This is a genomic window from Lentzea sp. HUAS TT2, from assembly GCF_051853195.1.
Taxonomy (GTDB): Bacteria; Actinomycetota; Actinomycetes; order Mycobacteriales; family Pseudonocardiaceae; genus Lentzea.
In genome coordinates, this window is record NZ_CP196667.1 from 1,520,435 (window position 1) to 1,535,057 (window position 14,623).

At 69.1% G+C, this 14,623-nt stretch carries 12 protein-coding genes; 4 read left to right on the forward strand and 8 right to left on the reverse strand.

The annotated features are described in order from the left end of the window. Positions 1 to 3: 3 nt before the first annotated feature. Together prfA and rpmE are read right to left on the reverse strand one after the other, a co-directional pair. Positions 4 to 1,068, reverse strand: a complete 1,065-nt coding sequence (prfA, locus tag ACSHWB_RS07565; protein WP_439661356.1) for a peptide chain release factor 1 — start codon at positions 1,066 to 1,068, stop codon at positions 4 to 6. Positions 1,069 to 1,153: 85 nt separating this feature from the next. Next, positions 1,154 to 1,366: a 50S ribosomal protein L31 gene (gene rpmE / locus ACSHWB_RS07570; RefSeq protein ID WP_191301393.1), complete on the reverse strand. Its 213-nt coding sequence runs from the start codon at positions 1,364 to 1,366 to the stop codon at positions 1,154 to 1,156. A 243-nt stretch (positions 1,367 to 1,609) separates the two neighbouring features. Between rpmE and ACSHWB_RS07575 the strand changes: the two genes are divergently transcribed. After that, on the forward strand, positions 1,610 to 1,996 hold the full coding sequence (locus tag ACSHWB_RS07575; RefSeq protein WP_439661357.1) for a hypothetical protein: 387 nt from the start codon (positions 1,610 to 1,612) through the stop codon (positions 1,994 to 1,996). A gap of 312 nt (positions 1,997 to 2,308) precedes the next feature. Here ACSHWB_RS07575 and rho read toward each other — a convergent pair whose 3' ends face one another. The 6 genes from rho to argS all read right to left on the reverse strand — a co-directional run bounded on the left by rho (position 2,309) and on the right by argS (position 10,910). Further along, positions 2,309 to 4,345 (reverse strand): transcription termination factor Rho, encoded by a 2,037-nt coding sequence (gene rho / locus ACSHWB_RS07580; RefSeq protein WP_439661358.1) that lies wholly within the window; start codon positions 4,343 to 4,345, stop codon positions 2,309 to 2,311. Between the two features lie 320 nt (positions 4,346 to 4,665). Further along, positions 4,666 to 5,520: a homoserine kinase gene (gene thrB / locus ACSHWB_RS07585; RefSeq protein WP_439661359.1), complete on the reverse strand. Its 855-nt coding sequence runs from the start codon at positions 5,518 to 5,520 to the stop codon at positions 4,666 to 4,668. After that, a complete protein-coding gene (gene thrC, locus ACSHWB_RS07590) occupies positions 5,517 to 6,569 on the reverse strand; it encodes a threonine synthase (RefSeq protein WP_439661360.1) in 1,053 nt (350 codons plus the stop codon). Before thrC ends, thrB begins: the two co-directional genes overlap by 4 nt. Further along, on the reverse strand, positions 6,566 to 7,867 hold the full coding sequence (locus tag ACSHWB_RS07595; protein WP_439661361.1) for a homoserine dehydrogenase: 1,302 nt from the start codon (positions 7,865 to 7,867) through the stop codon (positions 6,566 to 6,568). Before ACSHWB_RS07595 ends, thrC begins: the two co-directional genes overlap by 4 nt. Further along, positions 7,864 to 9,282: a diaminopimelate decarboxylase gene (gene lysA, locus ACSHWB_RS07600; RefSeq protein WP_439661362.1), complete on the reverse strand. Its 1,419-nt coding sequence runs from the start codon at positions 9,280 to 9,282 to the stop codon at positions 7,864 to 7,866. Before lysA ends, ACSHWB_RS07595 begins: the two co-directional genes overlap by 4 nt. Further along, entirely contained in the window at positions 9,282 to 10,910 is a 1,629-nt protein-coding gene (gene argS, locus ACSHWB_RS07605) for an arginine--tRNA ligase (RefSeq protein WP_439661363.1), read from the reverse strand. The genes lysA and argS overlap by 1 nt, the downstream gene beginning before the upstream one ends. A gap of 169 nt (positions 10,911 to 11,079) precedes the next feature. Between argS and ACSHWB_RS07610 the strand changes: the two genes are divergently transcribed. The 3 genes from ACSHWB_RS07610 to ACSHWB_RS07620 all read left to right on the forward strand — a co-directional run bounded on the left by ACSHWB_RS07610 (position 11,080) and on the right by ACSHWB_RS07620 (position 14,595). Next, the gene (locus ACSHWB_RS07610) at positions 11,080 to 11,910 is read left to right on the forward strand and encodes a DUF3105 domain-containing protein (protein ID WP_439664544.1); all 831 of its coding nucleotides are present in this window, start codon (positions 11,080 to 11,082) and stop codon (positions 11,908 to 11,910) included. Then, entirely contained in the window at positions 11,910 to 12,608 is a 699-nt protein-coding gene (locus ACSHWB_RS07615) for a DUF305 domain-containing protein (protein ID WP_439661364.1), read from the forward strand. The genes ACSHWB_RS07610 and ACSHWB_RS07615 overlap by 1 nt, the downstream gene beginning before the upstream one ends. 112 nt (positions 12,609 to 12,720) lie before the next feature. Continuing rightward, entirely contained in the window at positions 12,721 to 14,595 is a 1,875-nt protein-coding gene (locus tag ACSHWB_RS07620; RefSeq protein WP_439661365.1) for an acyl-CoA dehydrogenase family protein, read from the forward strand. Positions 14,596 to 14,623: the final 28 nt, after the last annotated feature.

The window sequence follows — 14,623 nt, forward strand, 5'->3', positions numbered from 1 at the left end:
GGATTACCCGCCTGCGAGCCGTTCCGCCCGGTCTGCGGCGGCGAGTGCGTCCACCATCGCGTCCAGGTCCCCGTCGAGCACCTGGTCCAGGTTATGCGCTTTGTACCCAACGCGATGGTCGGAGATGCGTGATTCAGGGAAGTTGTAGGTCCTCACCCGTTCACTGCGGTCAACGGTGCGGATCTGGGTGCGCCGCGCGTCCGACTGCTCCTGCGCTTTCTGCTCCTCGGCGAGGGCCACGAGCCGGCTCTGCAGCACCTGCATCGCGCGCGCCTTGTTCTGCAGCTGGCTGCGCTCGTTCTGGCAGGAGGTGACGATGCCGGTGGGCAGGTGCGTGATGCGGACGGCGGAGTCGGTGGTGTTGACCGACTGACCACCCTTGCCGGAGGACCGGTAGACGTCGATCCGCAGGTCCTTCTCGTCGATCTCGACGGCGGCGGTCTCCTCGGTCTCCGGGAAGACGAGGACACCGGCGGCGGAGGTGTGGATGCGCCCCTGCGACTCGGTGACGGGCACGCGCTGCACGCGGTGCACGCCGCCCTCCCACTTCAGCCGGCTCCACACGCCGTCCGGCACCGCGGTCTTGGTCTTGATGGAGACGGTGACGTCCTTGAACCCGCCGAGATCGGAGTCGGTGCCGTCGAGCATCTCGACCTTCCACCCCTGTCGCTCGGCATACCGCGTGTACATGCGCAGCAGGTCCCCGGCGAACAGCGCGGACTCCTCGCCACCCTCACCGGACTTGATCTCCAGCAGCACGTCGTCGCCGTCGTGCGGGTCACGCGGCAGCAGCAGTTCGGTGAGCTTCTCCTCCAGCTTGGGGAGCTGCTCCTCGATCTGCTCGACCTCCTCCTGGAACGACCGGTCCTCGGCCGCGAGCTCCTTGGCCGCCTCCAGGTCGTTCTTGACCTGCTCGATCTGCCGAGCCGTCTGCACGATCGGCCCGAGCGCGGCGTACCGCTTGCCGAGCTTGCGCGCTCCCGCCTGGTCAGCGTGCACGGAGGGATCGGCGAGCTTCTTCTCCAGCTCGTCGTACTCGGCGAGCAAGCTGTCCAGCGACTGCGACACGTCTCCTGCTTTCGTTGGGTTTCCGTGGAAACGGCGACGGCGCCCGCCCCGGCCAGAAGGCCGAGGTCAGGCGCCGTGAAAGCAGCTACTTGCTGCGCTTGCCGTAACGCGCCTCGAAGCGCGCCACGCGACCGCCGGTGTCCAGGATGCGCTGCTTGCCCGTGTAGAACGGGTGGCAGTTCGAGCACATCTCGACGCGAACCTCGGACGCCGAGGTGGTGCTGCGCGTGGTGAAGGCGTTGCCGCAGCTGCAGGTCACTTCGGTGACCGTGTACTCGGGGTGAATGCCAGTCTTCAAGATCTTGTCCCTTTCAAGGATGGCCGCCGGGTCCCTGTTGGTGAACGGGTGAACCGGAGCCGGACTCGACCATTTAGTTTGCCAGACCGTGCAACACGTGCAAAAACGCGGTTGTTCCCAGACCCCTACCGTGGCTTATGTCACAGCCGCTTAACCCCCGTGATACGCCGTTCGGCGCAAGGTGTGGCCGTTCGGCCAGATACGGCTCCATGTTGTTGGCGGCTGTCCCTCAGACTGTGTCGCGTGTTCTGCACCGCAGAGCGGCCGATGAACCAGCTCATGTGGCTGGCAGTGCCGTTCCTCTTCTCCGCCGCCGTGTTCGGCCTGATGGGGTCGGCAGGGCTGATCACGGCGTCCTGGACCACGGTGCCGCTGTCACCGGTCGTGTCAGGGGCAGGCGTGGCAGTCGCCGCCGCGGTGTCGGGCGGCGTGCGCTGGAAGCAAACCTGGCAACGCAGGTGGCTGAGGTGGCCGTACCTGGCAGCTGTCCTGGTCCTGGGAGTCGTGGTGGGCGCGGTGGAGGTACCCGCGCTGGTCACGGCCGTGGTGGGGTTGCCGGTGCTGCTGGGGCTGGTGTTCCAGACGGTGATGCAGAACGACGAGAACCGGCATGCCGCCGACTGCCGCTAGGTGCCGCTGACCAGCACTTTCGCAGGCCGACGCAGGGGTACCCCGTGAAGTTGGATCCCTCGCGACCCAACCTGGCGAGCAGGTCTGACAGTCCCGCGAGGCCGAGGCGAGAGCGGCCTGGACAGCCGGGCTGGGCGACTGATGGTCGGCGATGCCGCAGGCGAGCCGTCTTCCAATGCGGTCAGGGTGAGGTCTGGGGCGGAGCCCCAGGAACCGGCGCGCACCACCGCTGAGGCATTCGAGTGAACCCCCACGAAAAAGCCCCCGGCGACCAGCACCGGGGGCAATTTCACGTGAAACTTACGCCGAACCTCAGTCCTGCTCGGACCCAGGCGTCGTCTTCGCGACCTGCATCAAGAACTCGATGTTGGTACGCGACTTCCGCAGCCGGTCCAGCAGCAGATCGATCGCCTGCTGCCCGTCCAGCGCGTGCAGCACCCGACGCAGCTTGTGCGTGACAGCCATCTCGTCAGGCGACAGCAGCAGCTCTTCCTTACGAGTACCGGAAGAGTCGACGTCCACAGCCGGGAACGTCCGCTTGTCGGCGATCTTCCGGTCGAGCTTGAGCTCGGCGTTACCCGTGCCCTTGAACTCTTCGAAGATCACCGAGTCACCGGCGGAACCGGTCTCCACCAGCGCCGTCGCGATGACGGTCAACGAGCCGCCACCCTCGATGTTGCGGGCGGCACCCAGGAACCGCTTCGGCGGGTACAGGGCGGTCGAGTCGACACCACCGGACAGGATCCGGCCGGAAGCCGGCGCGGCCAGGTTGTACGCACGCCCGAGACGCGTGATCGAGTCGAGCAGAACCACAACGTCGTGGCCCATCTCGACCAGGCGCTTGGCCCGCTCGATCGCGAGCTCGGAGATGGTCGTGTGGTCCGACGGCGGACGGTCGAAGGTCGAGGCGATGACCTCGCCCTTCACCGAGCGCTGCATGTCGGTGACCTCTTCGGGACGCTCGTCCACCAGCACCACCATGAGGTGGCACTCGGGGTTGTTCGTCGTGATCGCGTTGGCGATCGACTGCAGCACCGAGGTCTTGCCGGCCTTCGGAGGCGACACGACGAGGGCGCGCTGGCCCTTGCCGATCGGCATCACCAGGTCGATGACACGGGTGGTGAGGATGTGCGGCTCGGTCTCCAGGCGCAGACGCTCGTTCGGGTAGAGCGGCGTCAGCTTGGTGAAGTCCGGGCGGTTGCGCGCCTCTTCCGGGTCCAGGCCGTTGATCTTGTCGACGCGGACCAGCGGGTTGAACTTCTGGCGCTGCTGCTCGCCGTCGCGCGGCTGGCGGACGGCGCCGGTCAGGGCGTCGCCGCGGCGCAGGCCGTACTTGCGGACGAGCGAGAGCGACACGTAGACGTCGTTCGAGCCCGCGAGGTAGCCGGAGGTGCGGACGAACGCGTAGTTCTCCAGCACGTCCAGGATGCCCGCGACCGGGAGCAGCACGTCGTCGTCGCGGACCTCGGTCTCGCGGTCACCACGGCCTCCGCCGCCACCCTGCTCCTCGCCACGGCCACCACGGCGGCGGCGGTCGCGGAAGCGGCCACGGCGGCCACCGTCGTCGTCACCGTCGGGCTGGCCGCCACCCTGGCGGTCACCCCCGCGGTCACCACGGTCGTTGCGCTCGCCGCGGTCGCGGTTGCGGTCACGGCCGCCGCGCTCGTTGCGGTCACCACGGTCACCACGATCACCGCGGTCAGAACGCTCGCCGCGGTCGGAACGCTCGGAGCGCTCGCCACGGTCGGACCGCTCACCGCGGTCCTGACGCTCACCGCGGTCGGAACGCTCCGCACGGTCGGTGCGCTCGGGACGGTCAGCGCGCTCGGCCCTCTCGGGACGCTCGGCACGCTGCTCCTGCTGCGGCTGGCCCTCGCCCTCGACGTTGCCGCCGCCACGACCGGAACGGCGGCGGCGGTTTCCGCGACGCCCTCCGTCCTCGGACGAGCGAGCGTCGTCGGAGGCGCCGGACTCGGCCGCGACGGGCTTCTCCGTTACCTCGAGCTGCTGCTGAACAGGCTTCTCGGCCTTGACGACGGCCGGCTTCTCAGCGGGGGCCTCTGCCTTCGCGGCGACCTTTTCGGCCTTCGCGGGCTTCTCGGCTTTCGCCGGGGCGCCGGAGCCCTGCTTCTCCTTGATGGCCGCGATCAGGTCGCCCTTGCGCAGGCCTGCGGTTCCGGTGATGCCCATTTGGCCGGCGAGCTCGCGCAGTTCAGCGAGCACCATGCCGGACAGACCCGCGCGGCGGCGCGGCGTCGTGCCGTTCGATGGGGTGGACAGAGCGTTCTCCTCGGCTCCAGAACCAGCGGCAGCTGCGACTTCGCTGCTCAGCAAATCGGTGTTGGTCACACAAGTCCTTCCTGACCAGGCCCCGCCTCCTACGCGGCCCAGCGGACCCGCCTTCCCACTTCAGCGGGGAACGGCGGTCAAGTCCGATGAAGACGGAAGCACGACGGCTTCCCTCAAGCACGGGACTTTTCTCAGATCACACGGCGATCGGGTGCCTCTTTTGCGTTCGCCCCGCCCGCACGGCACAGAGCCGGAACGCAAAAGGATTGCGACTCGGAACGAGTGTCCGAGCGCGACACCGGCGCCCGTGCGCGCGGTGACTGATCGCCCCCGAGAGTAGACGCCGGTCCTCCGCCATGCAACAACCGGGGTCGGGCGTGTCAGTCCAATGGACGAACGCGCACGCCGGCGGCGTCGACGTCGAGTCTGCGCACGTCGAAGCCGTGCACGTCGATCTCGGGAGGAAGATCGCCGAACGCGATCACGGTGGGTCCCGCTCCGCTCACGCAGGCGGGAACTCCGAGCTTGCGAAGATCGTTGATCACCCGAACGGTGTCGGGCCACGCGGGCTCGCGGTAGTTCTGGTGGAGTCGATCCTCAGTAGCGGCAAGGAGAACCGACGGATCCGACGTCAGCGCGTGCACCGTGAGGGCAGCGCGCCCGGCGGCGTGCGCGGCGTCCGCGTGCGGCACTTCGGCCGGAAGCAGGCCGCGCGTGGTCTTGGTGGACGACTCCTGCGACGGGATCAGGACGACCGGACGCACGCGTGCGTCCGCATCCATCCGCACGGCGCGGTAGCGCTCTCCTTCAGACCACGCAACGACAACGCCACCGAACAAAGAGGCCGCCGCGTTGTCCGCGTGCCCCTCGAACTCGGCGGCGATTTGCAACGCGTCCGTGTCCAACTCGCGACCCAACAGGGTGAATCCGGCTACGACACCCGCCACGATCGCGGCGGCCGACGAGCCCAGCCCCCGTGCGTGCGGGATGGTGTTGCGGCACCTCAGCGCCAGTCCACCGGTGTAGCCGGTGGCGCGGACGGCCCGCACGACGAGATGGGTCTCGTCGAGCGGGACGTCACCGGAGCCGGCACCGTCGACCGTGATCGAGAGGCCGTCGACACCGTCGCCTCCGGCCACCTCCACGTCGTCGTACATGCCGAGCGCCATGCCCAGCGCGTCGAACCCCGAACCGAGGTTCGCGGTCGACGCGGGGACCGAGACGAGGAACCTCACGCCAGCTCCAGCGCGTGCGCGACGGCGCCGGGGTCGACCGGGACGGGCTCGACCTCGGTGGTGCCGAGCAGCGCCGTGTCGGGGTCCTTCAAACCGTGGCCCGTGACGGTGCACACAACCGTGGAGCCGCGAGGCAGCCTGCCGTCCTCGGCGGTCATCAGCAGACCCGCGATGGACGCGGCCGACGCCGGCTCGACGAAGATGCCCTCGGACGAGGCCAGCAGGCGGTAGGCGGCCAGGATCTGCTCGTCGGTGACGGCGTCGATCAGGCCGCCGGACTCGTCGCGGGCCTTGATCGCACCCGTCCACGACGCCGGCGAACCGATCCGGATCGCGGTCGCGATGGTCTCGGGGTTCGGCACCGGCTGACCGGAGACCAGCGGGGCCGCACCGGCCGCCTGGAACCCGAACATGCGCGGCAGGCCCTGGTCGTAGGACGTGTAGCCCTTCCAGTACGCGGTGATGTTGCCCGCGTTGCCGACCGGCAGGCAGTGCACGTCCGGCGCCTGCCCGAGCACGTCGCAGACCTCCCACGCGGCGGTCTGCTGACCGACCAGCCGCACCGGGTTGACCGAGTTCACCAGCGTGACCGGGTACTCGGCCGCGGTCTTGGACGCGAGCTCCAGGCAGTCGTCGAAGTTGCCGTCGATCTGCAGGATCTTCGCGCCGTGCATGACGGCCTGCGCGAGCTTGCCCATCGCGATCTTGCCGCTGGGCACCAGCACGGCCGCCGTCAGACCCGCCTTGGCCGCGTAGGCCGCCGCGGACGCCGACGTGTTGCCGGTGGAGGCGCAGATGACCGCCTTCAGGCCGGACGCGAGCGCGTACGTCATCGCCACGGTCATGCCGCGGTCCTTGAACGAGCCGGTCGGGTTCGCGCCCTCGACCTTGACCCACACGTCGGACCCGGTCGCCTCGGAGAGACGACGGGCGTGCACCAGCGGCGTGCCGCCCTCGTGCAGCGTCACGACCTCGGCGCCCTCGGGAATCTCGATGCGGTCCCGGTAGGCGTTGATGAGACCGGGCCAGCCTGCTCTGACAGCGCTCACTCTTCGCCCTCCACCCGCATCACGCTGACGACGTCCCGCACCACGGGGAGACCGCCGATCTTGTCCACAGTGGACCGCAGCGCGGCGTCGGTCGCCGCGTGCGTGACGATCACCAGGCTCGCGTCCTCGATGCGCCCTTCCTGGCGCACCGCGGCGATGCTCACGTCGTGCTCGGCGAACACCGCGGCGACCTGCGAGAGCACACCGGGCTTGTCCGCCACGTCGAGGCTGATGTGGTAGCGGGTGGGCGTGTTCCCCATGGGCTGCGCGGAAAGCGCGGCGTAGGCCGACTCGCGCGGACCGTGCCCGCTCGCGACCATGTTGCGCGCCACGGCGACCAGGTCGCCGACGACCGCACTCGCCGTGGGGGCGCCACCGGCGCCCTGCCCGTAGAACATCATCTCCCCCGCCGCGTCTGCCTCGACGAACACCGCGTTGAACGCGCCGTTGACGCTCGCCAGCGGATGCGTCCTGGGGATCATCGCCGGGTGCACTCGAACCGCGACTGATTCCTGGCCGGACGGGCTGACCACGCGCTCGCAGATCGCGAGCAGCTTCACCGTGCGGCCGAGGCCCTTGGCGGCCGCGATGTCCGCCGCCGACACCGCGCGGATGCCCTCGCGGTAGACGTCCGACGCAGTCACGCGCGTGTGGAACGCAAGGGACGCAAGGATCGCGGCCTTCGACGCGGCGTCGAACCCGTCGACGTCGGCGGTCGGGTCGGCCTCGGCGTAACCGAGCCGCGAGGCCTCCTCGAGCGTCTCGGCGTAGCCGGCGCCCGTGGCGTCCATCGCGGACAGGATGAAGTTCGTCGTGCCGTTCACGATGCCCATGACGCGCGTGATCCGGTCTCCCGCAAGGGATTCCCGCAACGGGCGCAGCAACGGGATCGCACCGGCGACCGCGGCCTCGAAGTAGAGGTCCGCACCGGACGCGTCGGCGGCCTCGAACAGGTCGGGGCCGTGCTCGGCGAGCAGTGCCTTGTTCGCCGTGACGACGGACTTGCCGTTGCGCAGCGCCTCCAGCAGCAGGCCGCGCGTCGGGTCGATGCCGCCGATGACCTCGACGATCACGTCCACGTCATCCGACTTCACGAGCGCCGCGGCGTCCGTGGTGAGCAGGTGCTCCGGTACTTCACGGTGTTTGTTCGGCCTGCGCACGGCGATGCCGGCGAGCTCAACCGGCGCGCCGATGCGCTGGGTGAGGTCCTCGGCCTGGTCCGTCAGCAGCCGGACTACCTCCGTGCCCACCGTGCCACACCCCAGCAAGGCGACCCGAATCGGTTTCACGGCTTTCATACCTCCAGACGGAACAAGTCGTCCTCGGTCTCCCGGCGCAGCAGCAGCCGCGCCTCTCCATCGGTCACCGCGGCGAGCGCGGGCCGTGGAAGTCGGTTGTACCCGCTCGCCATCGAGTAGCAGTAGGCCCCTGTGGCAGCGATCGCAACCAAGTCTCCCGGCGCCAGGTCATCGGGCAGCCAGCAGTCGCGAACCACGATGTCACCGGACTCGCAGTGCTTGCCCACGACGCGGCACAGCACGGCCCGCGACTCGGGCTCCGCGGCACGTGAGACGAGCTTGCAGTCGTACACCGCGTCGTACAGAGCAGTGCGGATGTTGTCGCTCATGCCGCCGTCGACGCTGACGTACCGGCGGCGCGCGCCACCGTCGAGCTCGATGTCCTTGATCGTCCCGACCTCGTACACGGTGACCGTGCCGGGACCGACGATCGCGCGGCCGGGCTCGACCGCGATGCGAGGCATCTCCAAGCCGTTGTGCTCGCACTCCTTCTGCACGATGTTGTGCAGCTGGCGCGCGAGCTCCGCGGGCGGGGGCGGGTCGTCGTCCGGCGTGTAAGCGATGCCGAGGCCGCCGCCGAGGTCGACGACGTTCAGCGTGGGGACGTCGCCGTGCTCCTCGCGGATCTCGGCGAGCAGGCCGATCACGCGGCGCGCGGCGACCTCGAAGCCGGACGCGTCGAAGATCTGCGAGCCGATGTGGCTGTGCAGGCCGACGAGCTTCAGGCCGGTCGCCTTGAGCACGCGGCGCACCGCCTCGGCCGCGTCACCGGAGGACAGCGAGAAGCCGAACTTCTGGTCCTCGTGCGCGGTCGCGATGAACTCGTGCGTGTGCGCCTCGACGCCGACCGTCACGCGGATCAGCACCGGCTGCACCACACCGCGTTCGCGCGCGATCTGGTCGAGGCGCGCGATCTCGTGGTACGAGTCGAGCACGACCCCGCCGACGCCCGCCTCGACGGCCGCGACGAGCTCGGGAACGCTCTTGTTGTTGCCGTGCAACGCGATGCGCTCGGCCGGGAAGTCCGCGCGCAGGGCGATGGCGAGCTCGCCGCCGCTGCAGACGTCGATGGAGAGGCCCTCTTCCGCCACCCACTTCGCGACCTGCACGCTCAGGAACGCCTTCGAGGCGTAGTGCACGAGCGTCGGGTCGCCGAACGCCTCGGCGTGCTCACGGCAACGCGCGCGGAAGTCCTGCTCGTCCATGACGAACAACGGGGTGCCGTACTGCTCGGCCAGCGCCCGCACGTCCACGCCCGCGAGCTCGACGACGCCGGAGGCGTTGCGCTGGGCGTTGCGGGGCCAGACGGTCGGGTGCAGGTAGTCGAGCTGGTCTGCGGTGCTGGGGCGGTCACCGGCGGTGCTGCCGGCCGCCATGACGTCGGCGTGCCGGGGTCCGGCGGGATGTGCGCGCATCACATGCGCTCCGGGGCGGTCACGCCGAGCAGGCCGAGGCCCGCGGCGAACACACGCCTGGTCGCGTTGACGAGCTGAAGCCTGACCTGGTGCAACGGAGTCGTCTCCTCATCGCCGCGCGGAAGGACGCGGCAGTCCTGCTGGAAGCGGTGGTACGTGCCCGCGAGCTCTTCGAGGTAACGGGCGACGCGGTGCGGTTCACGCAGCTCGGCGGCGGTGGCCACCACTCGCGGGAACTCGCCGATGGTGCGGATGAGGTCGCCCTCGCGCTCGTGGGTGAGCAGCGCGAAGTCCTCACCTGGGGTGATGCCGAGATCAGCGGCGTTGCGCAGGATCGACGACGTGCGCGCGTGGGCGTACTGCACGTAGTAGACCGGGTTCTCGTTGCTGTGCTTGCGCAGCAGATCGAGGTCGATGTCGAGGCTGGAGTCGACACTCGAGCGGATCATGGCGTAGCGGGCGGCGTCCACCCCGACCGCGTCGACCAGGTCCTCCATCGTGATGACGGTGCCGGCGCGCTTGCTCATCCGGACGGGCTGGCCGTCGCTGACGAGGTTCACGAGCTGGCCGATCAGCACCTCGACGCTGTCCGGGTCGTCGCCCAGCGCGGCCGCCGCGGCCTTGAGGCGCGCGATGTAGCCGTGGTGGTCCGCGCCGAGCATGTAGATGCACAGGTCGAAGCCGCGGCCGCGTTTGTCGACGAGGTACGCGATGTCGCCCGCGATGTACGCCGGGTTGCCGTCGCTCTTGATGACGACGCGGTCCTTGTCGTCGCCGAAGTCCGTGGACCGCAGCCACCAGGCGCCGTCCTTCTCGTACAGCGAGCCGTTCGCCTTCAGCTTCGCGATCGCCTCGTCGACGCGGCCGCTCTGGTGCAGCGAGTCCTCGTGGAAGTAGACGTCGAAGTCGGTGCCGAAGTCGTGCAGGCTGCTCTTGATCTCCTCGAACATGAGCCCGACGCCGATCTTGCGCACGGTCTCGGGGTCGCTCAGCGCACCCGGTTCGCGGCGCAGGACCTCGGCGGCGATGTCGCTCACGTACGTGCCCGCGTAGCCGTCCTCCGGGGGCAGCTCGCCCTTCGCGGCGGCGATCAGCGACCGGACGAACCTGTCGATCTGCGCGCCGGCGTCGTTGAAGTAGTACTCGCGGGTGACCTCGGCGCCACGGGCCTGCAGGACCGTGCCGAGCGCGTCGCCGACGGCCGCCCAGCGCGCGCCGCCGAGATGGATGGGACCGGTCGGGTTCGCCGAGACGAACTCCAGGTTGATCCGCTTGCCGCCCAGCTCGGTGCCGGTGCCGTAGCCGTCCTCCAGCGCCGCGCGGACGATCGCGCCCTGGGCCTCGGTGGCGATCGTGAGGTTCAGGAAGCCGGGGCCCGCGACGTCGGCCTTGGCGATGGCGTCCTGGGCCAGCAGTGCCTCGGCGAGCCACGTCGCGAACTCGCGGGGCTGCACTCCGGCCTTCTTCGCGATCTGCAACGCGACGTTCGTGGCGTAGTCGCCGTGCTCGGGGTTCCTGGGTCGCTCGACCGTCACCTGCCCGGGGAGGGCGGTGGTGTCCAGGCCCCGGTCCGCGAGCAACCGGGCAACCGTGGTCCGAACCAGATCGGCGAGCACTTCAGGAGTCACGCTCGAAGAGTTTAGAGAAGCGTTGTCGCAGGTCTCGACCGGGTTACCGGGTCTCGGAGGGTGAGACGGCAAGTGTTAACACGGACGTGGTATCGCCCTGCGCTGACAGTGATCAGACACGATGTCCCTACACTGGCGCCGGTTGACCAGGACGACATCTGAGGCGGACATGACCAGCGGCAAGAAGACGAAGGCCACACGCAACAGCGTGGCCGCAGCCCGTTCCTCGGTGGTGGCGAGCAAGCCGAAGCCGTGGGGCACGATCATCGCGGTGATCGCAGTGCTCGCCCTCGCGGGCGGTGTTTTCGGATATGCGTACATGCAGATCCACGAGAACAACGTCAAAGAGGCCGCCCTGGCCAAGTGGAAGCCCTCGGACACGAACAAGGACCCGTCGACCGCGCTCGCGGGCATCGTGTCCAAGGAGTACAAGGGCTCCCGCCACGTCGAGCCGACCCAGCGCGTCGCCTACGACCAGACTCCCGCCTTCGGTGGCCCGCACGACGCCCAGTGGGCCGACTGCACCGGTGTCGTCTACGACAAGGCCGTGCGCACGGAGAACATGGTCCACGGCCTCGAGCACGGCGCCGTGTGGATCGCGTACAACCCCGACCAGGTCAAGGACGACGCCCTCACCAAGCTGAAGACCAAGGTCGAGGGCATCCCGTACATGATGCTGTCGCCGTTCCCCGGCCTCGACAAGCCGATCTCGCTGCAGTCCTGGGGCCACCAGCTGAAGCTCGAGAAGGCCGACGACGAGCGGATCGACCAGTTCATCTCCTCGCTGCTGCGCAACCCGAACACGTACCCCGAGGTCGGCGCGTCCTGCGAGAACACGGCGTTCCTGTCGAACCCGGCACCGTTCGTGGCCGAGAAGCCGGGCGCCGACGCCGTGCCGATGGACGGCGGCAAGGACGACTCCGTGACCGAGGGTCAGCCGCAGCAGAACCCCAGCACGCCGCCCGCGTCGGGCTCCGCCTCGACGCCGCCGTCGAGCTGATGACGGAACCCACCGAGACCGGCGAGGTGTCCGGCCGCCCTTCCGGGGTGGCTCGGACCCTCGTCATCGGCGCAGCGGTCCTCGCCGTGCTCCTGCTGGGCGCGGCGGTGGGCCTGCTCGTGAAACTCCCCGGCTCGTCCACCTCCGCCGCGGCCCCGGCCTCCGGCTCGGTGGACGTCGGGTTCTGCCAGGACATGTCCATGCACCACCTGCAGGGCATCCAGATGGCGAACATCGCCAGGGACCGCTCGACCAACCCGGAGATCCGCCAGCTCGCGTTCGACATCTCCTCCACCCAGCTCGAACAGGTGGGGCGGATGAAGGGCTGGCTGATGATGTGGAACGAGCACGAGCAGAACCTCTCCGGCGTCTACATGAAGTGGATGGACGCGGCGGGAGTGCACGGCCACGGCGCCACCACGCCCGAGGCCGGCAAGCCGATCATGCCCGGCATGGCCATGACGGACGAGCTGACCAAGCTGCGGACGATGCCCGCCGGGGACGGGTTCGACGTGTACTGGCTGCAGCTGATGCTCCGCCACCACATGGGCGGTGCACCGATGGCCGAGTACGCCTCGTCCGCCGCGGGGCAGACGTTCGTGAGGACGCTGGCCGACAACATGCTGAAGTCGCAGTCCGCCGAGACCGAGCTGATGAAGGACTACCTGGCGAAGCGCGGAGCCGCACCGCTGCCGTAGCCAGGAGGTTCTGCGAGGGCCGTCCGTTCGCGGGCGGCCCTTTCGCTTGTTCAGGCCATGGACAAGCGCCTACCTCCGAGTAACGTGGGTCACACCTACTGGGAGGTAACCCATGACCGTCGACGAGCGCGCGGCCAGGCAGGTCGCCGAACAAGCAAGGGAAACCCGCTGGCAGCGACCGAGTTTCGGCAAGGAGCTCTTCCTCGGTCACTTCCGCATCGACCTCATCCACCCGCATCCGAGCGGCACGGCCGAGGACCGCGAACGCGGCGAGGCGTTCCTCGAGAAGCTCAGGAAGTTCACCGAGTCGCACATCGACAACACCGTCATCGAGCGCGACGCCCAGATCCCCGACGACGTCCTGAAGGGCCTCAAGGACCTCGGCGCGTTCGGCATGAAGATCAAGCCGGAGTACGGCGGCATCGGCCTGACCCAGGTCTACTACAACAAGGCCCTGATGCTGGTCGGCTCCGCCAGCCCCGCGATCGGCGCCATGCTGTCCGCGCACCAGTCCATCGGCGTCCCGCAGCCCGTCGCGATGTTCGGGAGCCCCGAGCAGAAGCAGGAGTTCCTGCCGCGGTGCGCCAAGGGCGAGATCACCGCGTTCCTGCTCACCGAACCGGACGTCGGATCGGACCCGGCGCGGCTCGGCACCGTCGCGCGGCCGGACGGTGACGACTACGTCCTCGACGGCGTGAAACTGTGGACCACCAACGGAGTCGTGGCCGATCTCCTCGTCGTCATGGCCCAGGTGCCGGACAAGGGCATCACGGCGTTCGTCGTGGAGGCGGACGCCGAGGGCATCACCGTCGAGAACCGCAACGCGTTCATGGGCCTGCGCGGCCTGGAGAACGGCGTGACGAGGTTCCACAACGTCCGCGTGCCCAAGAAGAACGTCATCGGCAAGGAGGGCGCCGGCCTCAAGATCGCGCTGGCGACCCTGAACACCGGCCGGCTCAGCCTTCCCGCCCTCTGCGCCGGGTCCGCGAAGTGGTGCCTCAAGATCGCTCGCGAGTGGTCCGGCGCCCGCATCCAGTGGGGTCTGCCGGTCGGCAAGCACGAGGCCGTGGCCGGCAAGATCGCGTACATCGCCGCGACCGCCTACGCGCTGGAAGCCGTGCTGGACCTCAGTTCCGAGCTCGCGGACGCCGGCAGCCACGACATCCGCATCGAGGCCGCCCTCGCGAAGCTCTACGCGTCCGAGAAGGCCTGGCTGGTGGCCGACGAACTGGTCCAGATCCGCGGCGGCCGCGGCTACGAGACGGCGGAGAGCCAGGCGGCGCGCGGGGAACGCGGCATCGCGGCCGAGCAGATCCTGCGGGACCTCCGGATCAACCGCATCTTCGAGGGCTCGACCGAGATCATGCACCTGCTGATCGCGCGCGAAGCCGTCGACGCCCACCTGTCCGTGGCCGGCGACATCATCGACCCGGACGCCGACCGCAACGCGAAGATGAAGGCAGCGGCCAAAGCAGGCGGTTTCTACGCCAAATGGCTGCCTACTCTTGTAGTCGGAAAGGGCCAAAGCCCGGCCGGCTACACGGAGTTCGGGCCGCTCGCCAAGCACCTGCGGTTCGTCGAACGGTCGGCGCGCAAGCTGGCGCGGCAGACGTTCTACGCCATGTCGCGGTGGCAGGGGAAGATGGAGCGCAAGCAGCGGTTCCTGAGCCGGATCGTGGACATCGGGGCCGAGCTCTTCGCCATCAGCGCCACCTGCGTGCGGGCCGCGCAGGACAAGAACCCCAACGCGCAGGCGCTTGCGGACGCGTTCGCCAAGCAGGCGCGGATCCGGGTCGACGAGCTGTTCGAGAAGCTCTGGACGAACACCGACGACAGCGACCAGGTGCTGGCCCAGCAGGTCCTCGACGGCAACTACGCGTGGCTGGAGGAGGGCGTGATCGACGCGTCCATCCCCGGGAACTGGATCGCGGACTCCACGCACCACGAGTCAGCGGCGGCGAACGTCCACCGGCCGACGCCCCGCTGACCCCGTTGACTGCACTGGGCAGGCTGAT

Coding starts and splice junctions, on each gene's coding strand:
- lysA (WP_439661362.1), bottom strand. CDS start 9,282: ATGCGCGCACATCCCGCCGGACCCCGGCACGCCGACGTCATGGCGGCC.
- ACSHWB_RS07620 (WP_439661365.1), top strand. CDS start 12,721: ATGACCGTCGACGAGCGCGCGGCCAGGCAGGTCGCCGAACAAGCAAGG.
- ACSHWB_RS07595 (WP_439661361.1), bottom strand. CDS start 7,867: ATGAAAGCCGTGAAACCGATTCGGGTCGCCTTGCTGGGGTGTGGCACG.
- ACSHWB_RS07615 (WP_439661364.1), top strand. CDS start 11,910: ATGACGGAACCCACCGAGACCGGCGAGGTGTCCGGCCGCCCTTCCGGG.
- ACSHWB_RS07610 (WP_439664544.1), top strand. CDS start 11,080: ATGACCAGCGGCAAGAAGACGAAGGCCACACGCAACAGCGTGGCCGCA.